The organism is Paenarthrobacter sp. NPDC057981, from assembly GCF_042886835.1.
GTDB lineage: Bacteria > Actinomycetota > Actinomycetes > Actinomycetales > Micrococcaceae > Arthrobacter.
In genome coordinates, this window is the sequence record NZ_JBHVQI010000002.1 from 281,790 (window position 1) to 297,435 (window position 15,646).

Genomic DNA, 15,646 nt, shown 5'->3' on the forward strand with positions numbered 1-15,646 from the left:
CGCCCACCCCCCCCGGGTTTTTTTTTTTTTTAACATTTTTTTTGTTAAACTTCTTAACACCCCCCCCCAACTCGCGGAGCGTCAGGGCTCTATTCGGTGGCTTCGTCCTCCGCAACCGGGTCCTTCAACAGCAGCGCCGTGCCTTGGAAGGGGCCAAGCTCCAGGAAGAAGCTGCCAAGATCGTCCACTTGGCCCACGTCCTCGCCGCTGAACAGATCCTGGACGGTCGCGCCCGGTACCAGGTAGGCGGACTGGATGCTGCCGGCGATGTCCTGGTCGGAGAAGTTCAGGACCGTCACTTGCACAGCTCCGTCTGCGAGCTGGTTGACCAGCACCAGCAGGCCGCGGTTGGACACGTCCGGGACATCCAGCAGGGTGCTGGTGGCGATGCCGGACTCTTCCCGGACCGTGAGGATCTTTTGCAGGCGTCGGGCATAGGAGTTCGCGTCCTTGAGCTGCTCCGGCAAGGGGCCGTAGAGGCTGCGGGCCCGGGGCATGCCGGCCAAAGAGGTTTGTGCGTCCGGGCTGGTACCCATGAGGTCGTGGGCTCCGCGGTTGATCCAACGGGTATCGCCCTGGGAGGTCAGCTCGCCGACGGTCGCCCTATCCAGGGCGGTGACCCCGGTGAGGTCCCACCCCGAAAGTGCAAAGACGCCCGGCTGAAGCGCGTTGTACATGGACAGGAGGACATGGGCGTCCAGCACCTGGGCTTCCTGCTCGGGCGTGATGGCGTCCGGGTCCTTGATACCCAGCGCAGCCATGAGGAAGCTGACAGTGGTGCAGGCGATCCCGTTGGTGGTGAAGACGGCGTTGTAGGGGCCGTTTTCGCCAGTGAGCCGTTCGCGCATGGTGTTCTGGACTTTTTCGGCCACTTCCGCGCCCGTGAGTTCCTCCCCGCCGAGTTCGAAGATGTCGTCCCGGTGGCCGGCGGCGAAGTGCAGGAGCTCGTAGGTCAGCTCATCGTGGTTCTGGAGCGCGTGGACCAGGGACGCCTGGTCCACGCCGATGTCCATGGCAAGTTTCAGGGTCAGGCGCAGGAACTCGGTATCGCCGGTCACCAGGGCGTAGTGGTAGGCGGGCCTGGTGACAAAGTCGTAGGAAAGGTCCGCGCCCGACTCTGACTGCGCCTTGATGTCGTCAATGGTGAGGTTCAGTTCCTGGAAGGAGAACCCTCCCACCTTGCGGATCATGGACCCAATCAGCTGGTTGGCTGCCTCGGACAACGGGTGGCCCTCGGACCAGCCCGGTTCTTCCTCGGCACTCTTCTCGACGCCAAGGAAGCCATTGGCGTCCAACCTCAACGCTCCTGTGCCTAGATCCAGGAGGGAGTGCAGGGCATCGCCCACCACCAGGCGCATGCCGGCGAACGTGGGGTCAAGCCAGTTGATGGACGGCTGACCTGCCTTGAAGTAGTGGAGATACACCCAGCGGCGCGCCTTGCCGGTGGTGTCGATAATCGCCTTGGTGGCGCTCCAGTTGGTTTCCTTCACGCCGGGCTCGTAGAAGATCACACGTTGCAGCCGGCCGATGATGTAGCCGGCCTGCTGAAGGGCCCGTTCTGCCTCCGGGCTGATGTTGACGGAATCCTCGTTCTCGGGAACATCGGGCAGCAGGTGCCAGTCTTCCTCCGGGATGTCCACCATGTGGTAGATGCCGGGGTAGTCCCGGAAGTTCATTTCGGCCAACCGGAAGTCAGCGCCCTTGCCGGTGTGTCCGGGCACAATGTCATCGATGATCGTGCCGGCGTGCTCCACGGCGACCTCGCACATCTGGCGGAACTCTTCCTCGGTACCGAATGCGGGGTCGATCGCCATGCTGATGCGGTCAAAGTGCCCGTCCACGCTGGGGGTCTGCGACCAGCCACGGATACCGCCGGCGAGCTTCACCGGTCCAGTGTGAAGCCCGCGGATGCCAATCTGGCTGAACGCGTCCCACAGCTCCGGATCGCCAAGCGCCGACAGGAACGACTGCCCGCCCTTGGTGATGAAGGACAGGGGATAGGCGGTGAACCAGACTGGTGCTCGTTCCACGGCTGCGCGTGGATTGGGCCTGGCGTACGAGTTCTGCCACATGCTGGCTTGGCCCGAAAGCTGCCGCGCCATCGTGTTGGCGTCGCCGAGCATGGACTGGTTTCTCAGCCAGTCGACATACGTTTTGTTGAGGCCGTCGAACTCCAGCGAGGGACGCGCGGCAAAAAACTGACGACGGCGGGCGATGGGCCGCAGCGCTTTGGGACGGGCGGGGTAGAACTGCTCGTCGAACGTGATTTCCGGTGACTCTGTGGCGGTTTCCCCTGTTTCCTGGGGTTCATCCTGCGTTTCCAGTTGTATTTCGGCTGGACCAGCACTGACTTCTGCCGCGCTTTCGTTGACTACAGGCTCCCGCACAGCATTCTCCTTTACGTGGCCGCCGCATCAGCGCCGACCGTCCGAGGGGTCATTCAACAGGTCACGTACCCGGGAGTACCCGGCGTAATCATGCTAAGCATCCTTGGCAGCTGTTTGTCGACCTCAAGGAGAAGTGAGTCATGCGTTGTCAGGCGTCATTGCCGGCAGCTTGCTAGTAGACAGAACCTTCCAACACCTCTGACAGACGCCCCGCCGCTCGCCTAAGCTCCGGCACCGCGGCCCGCAACGCCGGTTCCGTGGCCGACTCCACGGGGCTCGTCAGGGCAATGGACTCACTGGGCCGGCCACTCCGATGCGGAACGGCAATGGCTATGGAAAGGACGCCGGTGGCGCGTTCGTCTTCGGAGTAGGCATAGTCGGCACCCTGTGTCGGCAGCCGGCTGCGTAGTTCATCGATGGTGAAGGTGTCCTTTTCGTGGCCGGCGCCAATTGCAGCTGCCGTCACTTGCTCAAGTTCAGCTTCCGAGGCCGAGGCCAGGAGGATCTTCCCGGCGGCGCCCACCGTCAGAGGGAGGCGTTTACCCAGGGGAAGGTCGTAACGAAGCGGTGATTCGCCGTCGACCCGGGCTACAAGAATGCGTTCATAGCCGAGCCGGGTGTACAGCGAGGCAGTAAGTCCTGTTTGCGAGGCGACCTGCTGGAGGATCGGCCTGGCAGCGACCACCAACGGATCGTTTTCCAGATAACTGCGGGCTGCGGGGAGGACCGCTGGACCTACGCGATACGACTTGTCGGTCTGGCTCACCATGCCGAAATCCTGAAGGACGCGCAGGATGCGGAGCGTGGTGGGCAGGCTCATGCCGCAGGTCCTGGCGAGATCGCTCAGTCTTTGGGGACGTTCGGCCCGCTGCAGCTCAGCAAAAACCTCCATGGCCCTGGAGAGGGAACGCATGTTGGCGGCCTTGGGGCCGTCCTCGGGTGCGGTGGCTGAGTGCGTGGAGCTCAGGGTCATCCTTCCATTCTATGTAACTTGCTTGCGCTTGACAGGTCATGTGGCTCCTGTCACTATTTCTCCATACGCAATACTCTTTCATTCTGTGAAACTTAGAACCACGGGATGTAAGTAACACCAATCGCAAGAAGGAAACCATGACAACGGAGTCACTCATCGCCGAGCCCCGGCTCAAGGGGCGCATCGCGAAGTCGGTGCTCGCGGGCATCGGCGCTTTCGTCGTAGTGGGCGTTTACGTACTGGTCAGTTCCATCGAGCTGGGCCTCTGGACAACCCTTGGACCCGGGCCTGGAATGTTCCCCTTCGCCATGGGCGTCCTGCTGGTGGCCATGTCTGTCCTGTGGCTCTTCCAGGAGCTCCGACGTCCCAGTGAAACGCCCGAGGGTGTCGACGCGCGGCTGGTGATCGCCGTCGTCGTAAGCCTTGCGGTCCTTGCCGCAGTGCTCGACCTGCTCGGATTTCAGCTGAGCATGTTCCTCTTCCTGCTCTATCACCTGAAGGTGCGCGGACGCCGCGGCTGGGTTTCCTCGCTGATCATCGCGGTGGCCGGCAGTTTCGGAGCGTTCTATGCCTTCAACTACGGACTTAACGTCTCCCTGCCGACGGCGGGCATTCCCCTTTTGAACTCGATCGGACTCTAGCCGTGGATACACTCAACGAACTCATGGGCGGTTTCGCCGCCGCCATGACGTGGCAGAACCTGATTTTTGCCTTCCTCGGATGCCTCCTGGGCACCATCATTGGCGTACTGCCCGGAATCGGTCCGGTGGCCGGCGTCGCCCTCCTGATCCCGCTGACCATGAACCTGGATGCGACCGGCGCCATCATCATGCTCTGTGCCATCTTCTATGGGACGGCGTACGGCGGAACCATCACCAGCGTCCTGCTGAACACTCCCGGGGAAGCAGCCTCGGCGATCACCACCATCGACGGTTATGCCATGACCAAGATCGGCAAGGCCGGAGCGGCACTGACCATCGCCGCCGTCGGGTCCTTCGTGGGTGGAACCATAGCCACGCTGGGCCTCGTGGCCGCAGCCAAGCCACTGGGCGAGATGGGCCTGCTGGTCGGGCCGCCGGAGTTCTTCGCGCTCATGGTGGTGGGAATTTCGCTGCTCGTGGCGCTCGCCGGAAAGTCCATGGTCAAAGCGCTGATCTCCGGTGCACTGGGCCTGCTGATCTCCATGATCGGCATCGATCCCGTGGCAGGCGCACCCCGCTTCACCTTCGGCTCGGACAACCTCTTGGACGGCGTCAGCTTTGTAGCCGTGATCGTCGGCGTCTTCGGCCTGTCCGAAATCCTTTCCTACCGCAAGGACACCAGCACGTCGGTGGTGCACGCTCCGGGGCTGCGATCCTTGCTCCCGAACCGGACCGAGTGGCGTCGCAGCACACCATCGATGGCACGCGGAACCGGCATTGGATTCGGGCTGGGACTGATCCCGGGCATGACCGGCTCGGTGTCCTCGTTGCTGGCCTACGGTGCGGAAAAGAAGTTCTCCAAGTACCGCAACGAACTGGGCAAGGGTGCCATTGAGGGTGTCGCTGGCCCTGAGACCGCCAACAACGCCCACGCCAACGCGGCACTGATTCCCCTCTTTACCCTGGGTATCCCGGCTTCGCCGACCATCGCAGTTCTGATGGGCGCCTTCCTCCAGCAAGGACTGACTCCGGGGCCGACCCTCTTCACCGAGCACTCCGAGATCGCCTGGGCCATCATCGCCAGCCTTTTCATCGGCAACCTGTTGCTGCTGCTCCTGAACGTTCCGCTGGTGGGCCTGTGGACCTCGATCCTCCGGGTACCTGCGCCGATCCTGACCGCACTGATCCTGCTCTTCATGGTGATCGGCGCCTACACGATCAACTTCAACGTCTTCGATGTCTTTGTGATGATCGCCTTCGGCTTGCTCGGCCTTGCCCTGCGGCACCTCGACATCCCCCTGGCACCCATGGTCCTGACGCTTGTTCTGGGTCCCCTCATGGAGCGCTCGCTGCGTGAGTCGCTGGAGATCTCCCAGGGTGACTTTGGAATCTTCCTCAACCGTCCCATCTCGGTGGTGCTCATCGGCCTCGGGTTGCTGATCGTCCTGAGCCCGCTCCTGAAGCTGCGCAAGCCGAAGGCGCTCACCGAGGACCCGGAAACCTAAACCGCAACCACTCACCCCCCCAACCCATACTTCAAAGGAGAAGAACCATGCCCCGTACACGCATGATCGCAGCTTTCGCTGCCGTAACCCTGATGGCCCTCACGGGCTGTGGTGCCAACGCCGGTGCCGCGAACAACACAGCCGACGATTTCCCCAAGAAGGGAAAGTCGATCGACCTGATCGTTTCCTTCTCCTCCGGTGGAGCCGTGGACACTGCTGCCCGACTGGTCCAGCCGATCCTCGAAAAGGAACTTGGCACCAACGTTGAGGTCATCAACAAGCCCGGTGCCGGTGGCCAGATCGGCTACACGCAGCTCACCAGCGCCAAGCCCGACGGCTACACCATCGGTGCCACCGGTTCCCCGTCCGTGGTTGTATCGCCGCTGGACCCTGCCCGTGGGGCCAAGTACACCCGGGAAAGCTTCCAGCCGCTGGGCCGCCAGGTGATCGACCCCACCGTGATCGCGGTCCAGCCGGACAGCCCCTACAAGACGCTCAAGGAACTCCTTGATGCAGCCAAGGCAAAGCCCAAGTCCATGACGGCCAGCACCACGGGCCTCCAGACCGGCGAGCACTTCGCCCTGGCACAGATGCAGGAAACCACCGGTGCCGAGTTCGCTCCCGTGCACTTCTCCGAGGGTGCATCCCAGGCAACCACCGCGTTCCTGGGCAAGCACGTGGACATCCTGGTTGCCAACGTCAGCGACGTAACTGACCTGTCCAAGCAGGGCAAGGCCCGGGTGCTCGGCGTCATGACGGCAGAGCGCGCTCCGTCCCTGCCGGACGTCCCCACGTTCAAGGAATCCGGCTACGAGATTGAAGCAGGCACGGTCCGTGGCTACTCCGCACCGGCAGGCCTGCCCGACGCCGTCGCCAAGAAGATCGAAGCAGCCCTGCAGAAGGCGATCGAGGATCCCACTGTGGTCCAGAAGATGAAGGATCTGGGCCTTGAGACGAGCTACCTGAACGGCGCGGACTACAAGCAGTTCTGGGCCTCCCAGGAAGACGGCTTCAAGAAGGTCCTGCCGATGGTCCAGAAGAAGGACTAGCCGGTCCCCGCACCATTTAGAAAGAAGAGACACCATGTCCACTCCCGTCCTCGAAGACCTCGATACGAACTTCCCCCGCCCCGACCAGGACGTTCTTGGCCGCCTCGCGAAACTGCCTGCAGCCAACATCGGCGACGCCATGGACCGCCTGGGGATCGCCGACTCGGCCATCCAGGCCATCTGGTCCGGCGCACGCCTGGCCGGCCCGGCCTTCACCGTCTGGACCCGCCCCGGAGACAACCAAGGCATCCACCGGGCCCTCCAGCTGGCTCAAGCCGGCGACGTCATTGTGGTTGCCGGTGGAGGAGATGAATCCCGGGCCCTTCTTGGCGAGCTGATCGGCGAGCGGGCCATCAACCTGGGAATCGCTGGCTTCGCCCTGGATGGCGCTGCGAGGGACGCCGAGGCCCTGGGCGAGATCGGGATGCCCGTCTTCGCCCGCGCCATCACCCCTGCCGGGCCCTACAAGAATGGGCCTTCGAGACTTGGCACCCCCGTCTCCTTCGGCGGCGTTCCCGTGCTGCCCGGAGACATCATTATCGGCGACTCCGACGGCGTGGTGGTCATCCCCCGCGAGCAGGCGGCCGCCGTCGCCGATGCTGCCGAGGCCGTCTTCGCCGACGAAAGCAACCGCCGCGCCGCGATCATCGCGAACCGCCAAAAGTAAAACCCAAAGAAGCAGCGACCACGGCTTGACCTGCCTGGCCGAACCTCCCGGCCCGGCAGGTCCCTGTCGCCGTGCCCGCTGAATCTCCAGCCCTGAACCCCGAACGAAAGACAAGATCATGACAGTTTGCACCGTTATTGGCCTCGGAGAAGCAGGAGCCACCTACGCGTCGGCCCTGGTTGCCGCCGGTCACCAGGTCAAGGGTTTCGACCCCGTGGCGCCGACCACGCCGGCAGGAGTCGTCCGCGCGTCCACCGCTGCGGAAGCTTGCCAGGGAGCCGACATCGTCCTTGTCCTGACGGGAGCAGCGGCAGCCCCGGCGGTCGCAGCGGAATGCCTTCCCGTTCTGGCCAAGGGTAGCTGCTATGCGGACCTCACGTCCTCCTCACCGCACGTGATGCAGGAATTGAGCCGGATCCCCTCCGAGGCGGACTTTGCCGACGTCGCGATTCTTGGTCCGGTGCCCACCCAGGGCGCCAAGACTCCGCTGATGGTCAGCGGCCCCGGCTCCGAGGCGGTAGCCACGCTGCTCGCTCCGCTGGGTGCCGACGTCGAAATTGCCGACGGCGAACCGGGCGCTGCCATGGCGCATAAGCTGTTGCGGAGCGTCCTGATGAAGGGACTGGCGTCCGTGGTGGTTGAGGCCGTCACCGCGGGCCGGGCAGCGGGGTTGGAAGAGTGGATCCGGGAGCAGATCGCGCGCCAGTTGGCCGGCGACGGCCAAGCGGTCATCGACCGCTTCCTGGTGGGCACGGCCAAGCACGCCCAGCGCCGGTCGAAGGAAATGCAGGACACCGCGAGCTTCCTTGCGGACGACCTGAAGGTTCCGGCCGAAATGACGACGGCGGCAGCCGCGGCTTTGACACGGATAGCCAGCGAAGCGGCAGAGCCGGTGGCGGTACTGCGCTGAGCTGCAGTATTGCGCTCACGGATACAGCAGGAAGAATCGGGACTAGAGAAACAATGAAGTACTCAGCGGAAACGCGACCCCTGTCAGGAGCAGCACCATGATCGGCATCTGGGCCCTCGGAGCCTACCTCGCCGTGATCCTGCTCTGGACCACGCTGTTCAAGCGCAGCGTCGGCGAAGCCATGATCATCGGTTTCCTGGTGGTGTTGCCGTTCACCGGCGCTGCCGCGGCACAGGTTGGCTGGGCATCGCTCTATTCGGCCGTCACCGATGAGATTGTCTACGCCACCATGGCCTTCGTGTTCATGGGGTACCTGTTGGACAAAACCGGCGTACTGGACAAGCTGATCGATCTGTTGAACTCATTGATCGGCGGGGTGAAGGGCGGCCCGGCGTGGGTGTCCACCGTCGCGTCCGCCGGGCTTGGCGGCGTGGTCCACAACCAAGCCGCCATCGCCGCCACCGTGGGCTCGGTGACCATTCCGTGGATGGAAAAGTCCAAGCTGGATAAGCCATCAGCAGCGACACTTGTTGCGGGCAACGCGGGCATGGGCATCACGTTCCCGTTCAGTGCGTCCATGTTCGTGCTGGTGGGCTCCGCCACGGTGGGACCTTTGCTGAACGTGAACGACCTTGTGCTGCCCCTGTTGGTTGGCGGCTTGTGGTGCTTCCTGCACCGGCTGGTTGTCACGTGGCTGTTGGTCCGCAAGAGTGGAATGGCGCCATTGGATCCTGCCCACCGCTTGGCTGTCCGCACGGCTTTCGGCCAAGGCTGGGCAACGCTGCTCCTCTTTGTTGTGGTGGCAATTCCCCTGATCATCACCTCCGGCGCCATCGCCTCGGCGTTGTCCGACTGGACAGGAGGGGACGTCACGAAATCTCTCAGCATTATTGTTTGGATTCCCGTGGTGCTCATCATCACCGGCGCCTTGTTGGGCCGGAAGTCCCTGCCCCGGAACGGGCGGGCCTGGTGGGACCTCCTGCAGAATTCGGCGCCGCGGTTCGGCGTAGTGGGCATCACCGTGGTGTTCGCGTTTGCCGGCGCCAACGCCTTGGCCGCGACAGGATTGCCCAAGCAGATGACGGCGTTGCTTGGCCAGATGAACCTGCCCTTGTGGCTCCTTGCCATCCTGATCGGGCTGATCGTCATCGCCGTCGCTGCGCCGTTGTCCGCGACGGCGACGATGGCCGCCGTCGGAACTGTCGGCGTCGCTACGCTTGTGGCCGCCGGTGTCCCGGCAACGACGGCGGCTGTGGCGGTACTGGTTTTTTCCTCCTGCGAAGCTGCGGTCCCGCCGGGCGGGGCGCCCTTGTACGTGGCGTGCGGCATCGCGGACGTCAATCCCATCAAGACCTTCTCCAGGCTCCTCACGCACTATGCCTTGCCTTTGCTGGGTATCGGTGTGCTGATCATCCTGGGCGTCCTCCCCATCTAAGGAAATACCCATGCAACAGCTGCGACGAGCCGTCCAGGCAGTCTTCGTCATTACCCTCGGGCTGCTTCTGGCAGGAGGGGTGTTGTTCGTGGCCGGCCAGGCCCTTGGACTGGTTGTGGGCCAGGGCAGTTGGTTGACGTTCCTCAACGAGTTCTTCAAGCCTGGCATGTGCATTGCGGCTTCTGTGTGCGCCGTGGCCGGGTTCCTGCTCAGCTACAAGAGCCCGCAGCGTGCGGACGTGAAACAGGAGGCAACGACGCGATGAACTACCCCTCATATGCCCAACTGCTCCAGCGGGAGGGGCAACTTGCCGGCACATCCTGGAACCTGTTTCCCGACACGGACCGCGGAACGCCGTCGTTCATTACCCCTGAGGCCGTGCTCTCGGCCAAGGACTGCATCCGCACCGGAGAAGTCTTTGGGCTGGACTACGCGGCCGATGCGTTCGACCCCGGCATGTCCCTCAAGCGCGGCGCACCACGGCACATCATCTACTCGGCCCACCCGGCCCACCGTGACGACTACCTGGACGGTTACTACCTGCAAGGTTCCACCCAGATCGACGGGCTCAGGCACCGCCGGGCGGATGACGTGGGTTTCTACAACGGCACCCCGGACGGCTTGGTCTGCGAAGGTACTGCAGAGCTGGGCATCCAGGAGTGGGCAGAGCAGCCTATCGTCGGCAGGGGTGTGCTGGTGGACCTTGAAGGCTACCGAACTGCTGCCGGGGCGCCGATCGACCACGAAGCCGGTGAACCCCTTGGCTTGGAGCTGATCCAGGCCGCTGTTGAGGCGCAGTCGCTCGTGGTGAAACCGGGGGACATCCTCATGCTGCACACGGGCTGGTGCGAGTGGTTCCTCGGTCTGCCATCGGACAAGAAGCAGGAGGTGCGGGCAAGCCGCAAAGCAACCGGAATTGCACAGAGCGAAGAGTTCGTGGCCTGGGCCTGGGACAACCGGCTCTCGGTTCTGGCCGCCGACAACTTCGCCTTCGAGTGCCTGCCCGCTGTGCCGGACAGCCCCTTCCTGGAATCGGCTCCCAATGACAACGGGATGATGCATCAGCAACTCCTGGCCAAACTGGGCATGCCGCTTGGCGAACTGTGGAAGCTCGGACCCTTGGCCCGGCACATGCGCACCACGGGCACGTGGGAGGCCTTCGTCAGCATCAAGCCGCTCAACATCGTAGGTGGCACTGGATCGCCGGCGAATGCCATAGCCCTGCTCTGAAGCTGCAAGCCCCGCTACTCTGGAACTCCCAGCTCTACCCCGGAGATGAAGGGAAGCCATGAAAATCGTTGTCATCGGCGGCAGTGGCCACATCGGCTCATTCCTGGTGCCCAGGCTTGTCCGCGGTGGGCATGAGGTGATCAACGTCAGCCGTGGGACCAGAGCGCCGTACACGGATACCCCCGAGTGGCAGCAGGTCCGCCAAGTGACGGCGGACCGTACGCGCGAGGACGATGCGGGCACCTTCGGCGACCGCATAGCGGGACTGGGTGCCGACGTCGTGGTTGATCTGCTGTGCTTCACGCTCGACTCCGCCACAGCGCTGGTAGGACGGCTCCGTGGCGAGGTGGGACATCTCCTCCACTGTGGATCCATTTGGCGGTATGGGGCCAGCATCAAGTTGCCAATAGCGGAGGGCTCTCAATCAGCCCTGGAACCCATCGACGACTACGGCATCCAGAAGCGCGACATCGCCCGCATGCTTAAGGAGGAGACGGCGTCCGGCGGCCTGCTCACGACATCGTTGCATCCTGGCCACATCGTGGGTCCCGGCTGGCATCCGGTGGGACCGTTGGGCAATTTCGATCCCTCTGTCTGGCAGAAGATCTCCGCTGGGCAGACAGTGGAAATGCCCGGGAGCGGCACGGAATTGATGCACCACGTCCATGCCGACGACGTCGCCCAAGCGTTTGAAAAGGCGATCCAGCGACGCGAAGCCGCAGCTGGCGAAGACTTCAACATCGTCGCCCCGACGGCTTTGAGCGTACGCGGCTTCGCGGGGATTGCTGCTTCCTGGTTTGGTCGGGAGCCGCATTTTGAATCGGTGGGGTGGGAAGAATTCCGCCGGAACACACCCCGCGAGCACGCCGAGGCGAGTTGGGCGCACTTGTCGCGAAACCATTGCCTGACCATTGAGAAGGCAAAGTCGCTGTTGAGCTATGCGCCTCGGTATGAACCGGAGCAGGCTGTGCATGAGTCAGTGCAGTGGCTCATCGGGAACAAACAACTCAGCCTCGCCGAAGGGTAAGCCCGTGTACAAGGCACCTGCCAAGGACGTGACCGATACGTGGCTTGACCACGCGTTCTTTATTCTCGGCGGTGCCGCTTCAGTCTGGCTGGCTTTCCTGCTGGTGGGGGAGAGCTTCCACTTGGGGTGGGGCCAGTTGTGGTTCTACTTCTTCTTCTGGGCATTCCTGGCCTACCTTCTTCTGCCCCGGCTCCACCGCATCCTCACCACCATCTACGTTCCCGGCTACTTCATCGGCCGGGCCAGGACCAGCGACGGGCTGCTGGGTGACCCCGTGAACGTTGCGTTGCTCGGTGACGAGCCGCAAGTTCATGCCATCATGCGGGCCGCGGGTTGGACGCAAGCGGACGACGTCACCCTCGGCAGCAGCCGCCGCATCATCAGCTCCACCATTTTCCGGCGCAGCTACTCCGAGGCTCCGGTCAGCCCGCTCTACCTCTTCGACCGGCAACAGGATTTCGCCTATCAGCAGGAAGTGGACAACAACCCGGGCAAACGCCATCACGTCCGTTTCTGGCGGTGTCCTGACGGCTGGCTCCTTCCCGGCGGACACAAAGTGGACTGGCTCGCCGCCGGAACCTACGACCGCAGCGTCGGCTTCTCGCTCTTCACCCTTCAGATCACGCACAAGATCGAGCAGAACACCGACGTTGAGCGGGACCATATCGTGCGGACAGTGTCCGACGCCGAGCCTGCTGTGACGGTCCAGGTGATCAAGGATTTCTCCACCGGCTACCACTCACGGAACGGCGGCGGGGACTCGATTTCCACCGACGGCGACCTCCCCATCATCGACGCGCGCCGGGTGCCGGTCCCGGCGAACCAACCATCCCGCCCAACGGACAGCCGCGACCGACGGCCGGCGCCCACCATGATGGGCGCAGCTTTGGTGGTGGCTCGCTCCATTGCGGCCTTCGTTCTCGCGCTGACGCTTTTGACCTCTTCCGAGGTGTTCACGGAACTCACCACCGACGGCGACCCCCTTGACCCACAAACCACGACGGCGGTGGTCACCTTTATTGCCGTGGTGGTCCTGCTGTTCGGGCTGGGTGAGATTTTCCTGGCCTGGCGGATTTTCCTCGGCAGCAACGGGGCGCGCGTGATCGCCATGGGGTTGAGTTCCATCTCCGTGGTGGTGCAGGCCATCGACTACTTCACGGGTAGTGCCAACATCACCCTGGAAGCCGGCCTCTCCGGCCTGGCTACTGACATCCTCGTGCTCCTGGCACTGTCCAGCCAGCGGGCCAGGGTGTACGCCAAACGGCAGCGGGTTCCGGCGGTTCCACCCACGCTTGCCCCGAAGCGCCTGCAGGCTGGTCACTAGTACGTACCTCCGCCACCTGCTTTGGGCCTCCAGGCCGCCGAAATCGCTGGAAAATACGGGGTGTTGGCGCTTCCCGGGGCTCAAAGTGGGTCGTGGCGGCACGGACTCTTCAGCTTGCCCGGGTGACGGCCTCTTAACGGCTCGACGGCGGCACTCACGGTGAGTGCCGCCGTCGGGCGTGTTTTCCACTTGAGTGAGCGTTCGGCTCAAGTCGGTGGAATGTGAACTAGCGTCCCCGAAAAGCGGGTGGGATGTGAGTGAGCGTTCGGCTCAAGCGGGTGGGATGTGAGCGGGCGTTAGGCGGTGACGGCCAGGGCGTCGATCTCCACCAGCATGACCTCGTGCGGCAGGTCCACGAACACCGTGGTCCGGCTGGGCAGCAGGCCGCTGGGGACGTTTTCCTTGATGAATTCGCCGTAGACCTCGTTCATGGCGGCGAAGTCGTCGCGGGTGGTGAGGTAGACGCGGAACATCAGCACGTCCTCAACGGAGGATCCACCGGCTTCGAGGATGGCCTTGACGTTTTCCAAGGTGCGGCGGGTCTGGACGCGGACGTCGCCCTCGCCGATGTACTGGTTGGTGGCGGGGTCCATGGGTCCCTGGCCAGACACCTGGAACATGCCGCCCTTCTTGATGCCCTGTGAAAATACGTGTGCCGGGGCGGGGGCGTTTTCGGTGAGTACTACGGTCTTCTCGCTCATGCGGGTTTCCTTTCGTGGCTGATCCAGCCGAGGTCGTTGGAGATGGCCTCGGTGCTGGCTTTGAGGTCGGGCAGCAGCTCAAGCAATCCTTCATAGCTGAGCATCACTACCGGTACCGAACAAGAGGCTGCGGCTACGACGGCGCCGCTGGCATCGCGGATGGGGGCCGCGATGCAGTGCACGAAGGCTTCGTGCTCGGCGTTGTCGTGCGCCCAGCCCTGTTCCTTGACCAGCTCCAGCTCCGCCAGGAGGGCAGAGGGCGAGGTCAGGGTGTTTTCGGTGACTTTGACGTAGTCCAACCCCGCGGCGATCTTTTCCTGCCGGCTGCGCGGCATGTCGGCGAGGAGGACCTTGGACACAGCGGCCGAGTGCAACGATGCAGTCAGGCCGATGCGCGAGTACATGCGGACGGGGTGGTGCGACTCGAACTTGTCGATGTACACCACCTCGTTTCCTTCAAAGGCGGCAAGGTGGATGGTGTGTCCGGTCTTGCCGTTGAGATCGGCGAGATGCGGGTGTGCCACCTTGCGGATGTCGCGTTGTTCCAGCGCCAAGGAGGACAGTTCAAAGAGCTTCGAGCCGAGCATGAACCGCTGGTCCTCGTCCCGCACTACCAACCGCTTCTCCTCAAGGGCGTGCAGGAGCCGCATCACGGTGGTCTTGTGCACGGAGGCCTTGGACGAGAGTTCGTCCAGGGTGGCTGGCTTCGCGGCGAGTTCGCCGAGCAGGTCGATGGCCCGCAGGAGGCTTTGGCTCAAGGTGTCACGCTCCGGGTGGTGTTGAAATGTCCGTCTTCAACATGGATAGCAGCCCAAGCGTCATCGGAGGAATCGAGGATGGCCGCAAGTTCCTCCGCCGGAGGCAACGGTCCCCGATCGCCGTGGACCGTCAGGGTGCAGGCGGCGGCAACGTGGCCGCGACGGAGGCTCTCCTTCTGTCCAAGCCCGTAGAGGAGGCCGCTGAGGTAGCCGGCGGCGAAGGAGTCGCCGGCGCCCACAGGCTCGACGACGGCGACGGACAGCGCGGGGACCTCTTCCCGGGTGCCGGCTTTGTCCAGCGCAATGGCACTGATGGCTTCGTTCTTGATCACCAGCACCCCGGGGTTCGGCATAAGCCGGCGGAGTTCAGCTTCGTCGGTGGTTCCGAACGCGTGCTCGGCCTCGTCTTTTCCAACCAGTACGACGTCGGCAAGGTTCGCCAGCCGCTGCAGGACGCCGCGATCCTGTCCTGCCCAGAGCGCTGCCCGCCAGTTGACGTCGAAACTGATGATGCGTCCATCGCGGGGCGCGGTGAGCAAGGCTTCGAGCAGGGAAAGGCAATCGGGGGACAGTGCGGCGGTGATCCCGCTCAGGTGGATCAGCGATGCGTTATCCAGCAGCGAGGAAACTGCAGGATTGGAAAGGGTGTCCCGTCCCATGGCCGAAGCCGCTGATCCTTGCCGGTAGTACAGGACTGAACTGCCGCCGTCGGGGTCTGACTCCTGGGCCGGCACCTTGACGTAGAGGCCGGTGGGCCGCTCGGCGTCGACCTCCACTCCGGAGACTCCCACGCCGTGGTCGCGGAGGTCGTTGAGGATGCGGGTGCCGAAGCCGTCGTGGCCCACGCGGCTGACCCAGTGGGTCTCCAGGCCCATGGCGGCAAGGCCCATGGCGACGTTGGACTCCGCACCGCCGATCCCGCAGTGAAGCTCGGAGGCCAAGTGCAGGGGAACGGCTTGGGCGGGGGTCAGCATCGCCATCGTTTCGCCGACACATACAGCTGAAAGCACTCGTTCTCCCATGGTTCGCGCGCTTCGCA

Annotated in this window: 15 protein-coding genes; 10 read left to right on the forward strand and 5 right to left on the reverse strand. The window is 63.6% G+C overall.

Annotated features, from left to right (window positions below):
- Nucleotides 1–89: 89 nt before the first annotated feature.
- Complete coding sequence (treS, locus tag ACFVSI_RS04455) at nt 90–2,387, reverse strand: maltose alpha-D-glucosyltransferase (protein WP_387820122.1); 2,298 nt, start codon at nt 2,385–2,387, stop codon at nt 90–92.
- A 172-nt stretch (nt 2,388–2,559) separates the two neighbouring features.
- Nucleotides 2,560–3,360: an IclR family transcriptional regulator gene (locus tag ACFVSI_RS04460; RefSeq protein ID WP_387820124.1), complete on the reverse strand. Its 801-nt coding sequence runs from the start codon at nt 3,358–3,360 to the stop codon at nt 2,560–2,562.
- Nucleotides 3,361–3,497: 137 nt separating this feature from the next.
- On the opposite strand from ACFVSI_RS04460, the gene ACFVSI_RS04465 reads away from it, so the two are divergent.
- The 10 genes from ACFVSI_RS04465 to ACFVSI_RS04510 all read left to right on the forward strand — a co-directional run bounded on the left by ACFVSI_RS04465 (nt 3,498) and on the right by ACFVSI_RS04510 (nt 13,148).
- Complete coding sequence (locus ACFVSI_RS04465; protein ID WP_387820125.1) at nt 3,498–4,001, forward strand: tripartite tricarboxylate transporter TctB family protein; 504 nt, start codon at nt 3,498–3,500, stop codon at nt 3,999–4,001.
- Between the two features lie 2 nt (nt 4,002–4,003).
- Entirely contained in the window at nt 4,004–5,506 is a 1,503-nt protein-coding gene (locus tag ACFVSI_RS04470) for a tripartite tricarboxylate transporter permease (protein ID WP_387820127.1), read from the forward strand.
- A gap of 47 nt (nt 5,507–5,553) precedes the next feature.
- Nucleotides 5,554–6,555, forward strand: coding sequence for a tripartite tricarboxylate transporter substrate binding protein (locus tag ACFVSI_RS04475; RefSeq protein WP_387820129.1), 1,002 nt, complete (start codon nt 5,554–5,556; stop codon nt 6,553–6,555).
- Nucleotides 6,556–6,589: 34 nt separating this feature from the next.
- Nucleotides 6,590–7,222: a methyltransferase gene (locus ACFVSI_RS04480; RefSeq protein WP_387820131.1), complete on the forward strand. Its 633-nt coding sequence runs from the start codon at nt 6,590–6,592 to the stop codon at nt 7,220–7,222.
- Between the two features lie 118 nt (nt 7,223–7,340).
- A complete protein-coding gene (locus ACFVSI_RS04485; RefSeq protein WP_387820133.1) occupies nt 7,341–8,132 on the forward strand; it encodes a DUF1932 domain-containing protein in 792 nt (263 codons plus the stop codon).
- A 97-nt stretch (nt 8,133–8,229) separates the two neighbouring features.
- The gene (locus ACFVSI_RS04490) at nt 8,230–9,567 is read left to right on the forward strand and encodes a TRAP transporter large permease subunit (RefSeq protein WP_387820135.1); all 1,338 of its coding nucleotides are present in this window, start codon (nt 8,230–8,232) and stop codon (nt 9,565–9,567) included.
- Between the two features lie 10 nt (nt 9,568–9,577).
- Nucleotides 9,578–9,832, forward strand: coding sequence for a hypothetical protein (locus tag ACFVSI_RS04495; protein ID WP_387820137.1), 255 nt, complete (start codon nt 9,578–9,580; stop codon nt 9,830–9,832).
- A complete protein-coding gene (locus tag ACFVSI_RS04500; RefSeq protein WP_387820139.1) occupies nt 9,829–10,797 on the forward strand; it encodes a cyclase family protein in 969 nt (322 codons plus the stop codon). The genes ACFVSI_RS04495 and ACFVSI_RS04500 overlap by 4 nt, the downstream gene beginning before the upstream one ends.
- A gap of 58 nt (nt 10,798–10,855) precedes the next feature.
- Nucleotides 10,856–11,824 (forward strand): NAD-dependent epimerase/dehydratase family protein, encoded by a 969-nt coding sequence (locus tag ACFVSI_RS04505; protein WP_387820140.1) that lies wholly within the window; start codon nt 10,856–10,858, stop codon nt 11,822–11,824.
- A gap of 4 nt (nt 11,825–11,828) precedes the next feature.
- On the forward strand, nt 11,829–13,148 hold the full coding sequence (locus tag ACFVSI_RS04510; protein ID WP_387820142.1) for an LssY C-terminal domain-containing protein: 1,320 nt from the start codon (nt 11,829–11,831) through the stop codon (nt 13,146–13,148).
- A 296-nt stretch (nt 13,149–13,444) separates the two neighbouring features.
- Here ACFVSI_RS04510 and ACFVSI_RS04515 read toward each other — a convergent pair whose 3' ends face one another.
- From ACFVSI_RS04515 to ACFVSI_RS04525, 3 genes are read right to left on the reverse strand one after another with little or no spacing between them, the layout of a single operon-like run.
- Complete coding sequence (locus tag ACFVSI_RS04515; protein WP_262276579.1) at nt 13,445–13,849, reverse strand: RidA family protein; 405 nt, start codon at nt 13,847–13,849, stop codon at nt 13,445–13,447.
- Nucleotides 13,846–14,607, reverse strand: a complete 762-nt coding sequence (locus ACFVSI_RS04520) for an IclR family transcriptional regulator (protein WP_387820145.1) — start codon at nt 14,605–14,607, stop codon at nt 13,846–13,848. The genes ACFVSI_RS04515 and ACFVSI_RS04520 overlap by 4 nt, the downstream gene beginning before the upstream one ends.
- Complete coding sequence (locus tag ACFVSI_RS04525; RefSeq protein ID WP_387820147.1) at nt 14,604–15,617, reverse strand: sugar kinase; 1,014 nt, start codon at nt 15,615–15,617, stop codon at nt 14,604–14,606. Before ACFVSI_RS04525 ends, ACFVSI_RS04520 begins: the two co-directional genes overlap by 4 nt.
- Nucleotides 15,618–15,646: the final 29 nt, after the last annotated feature.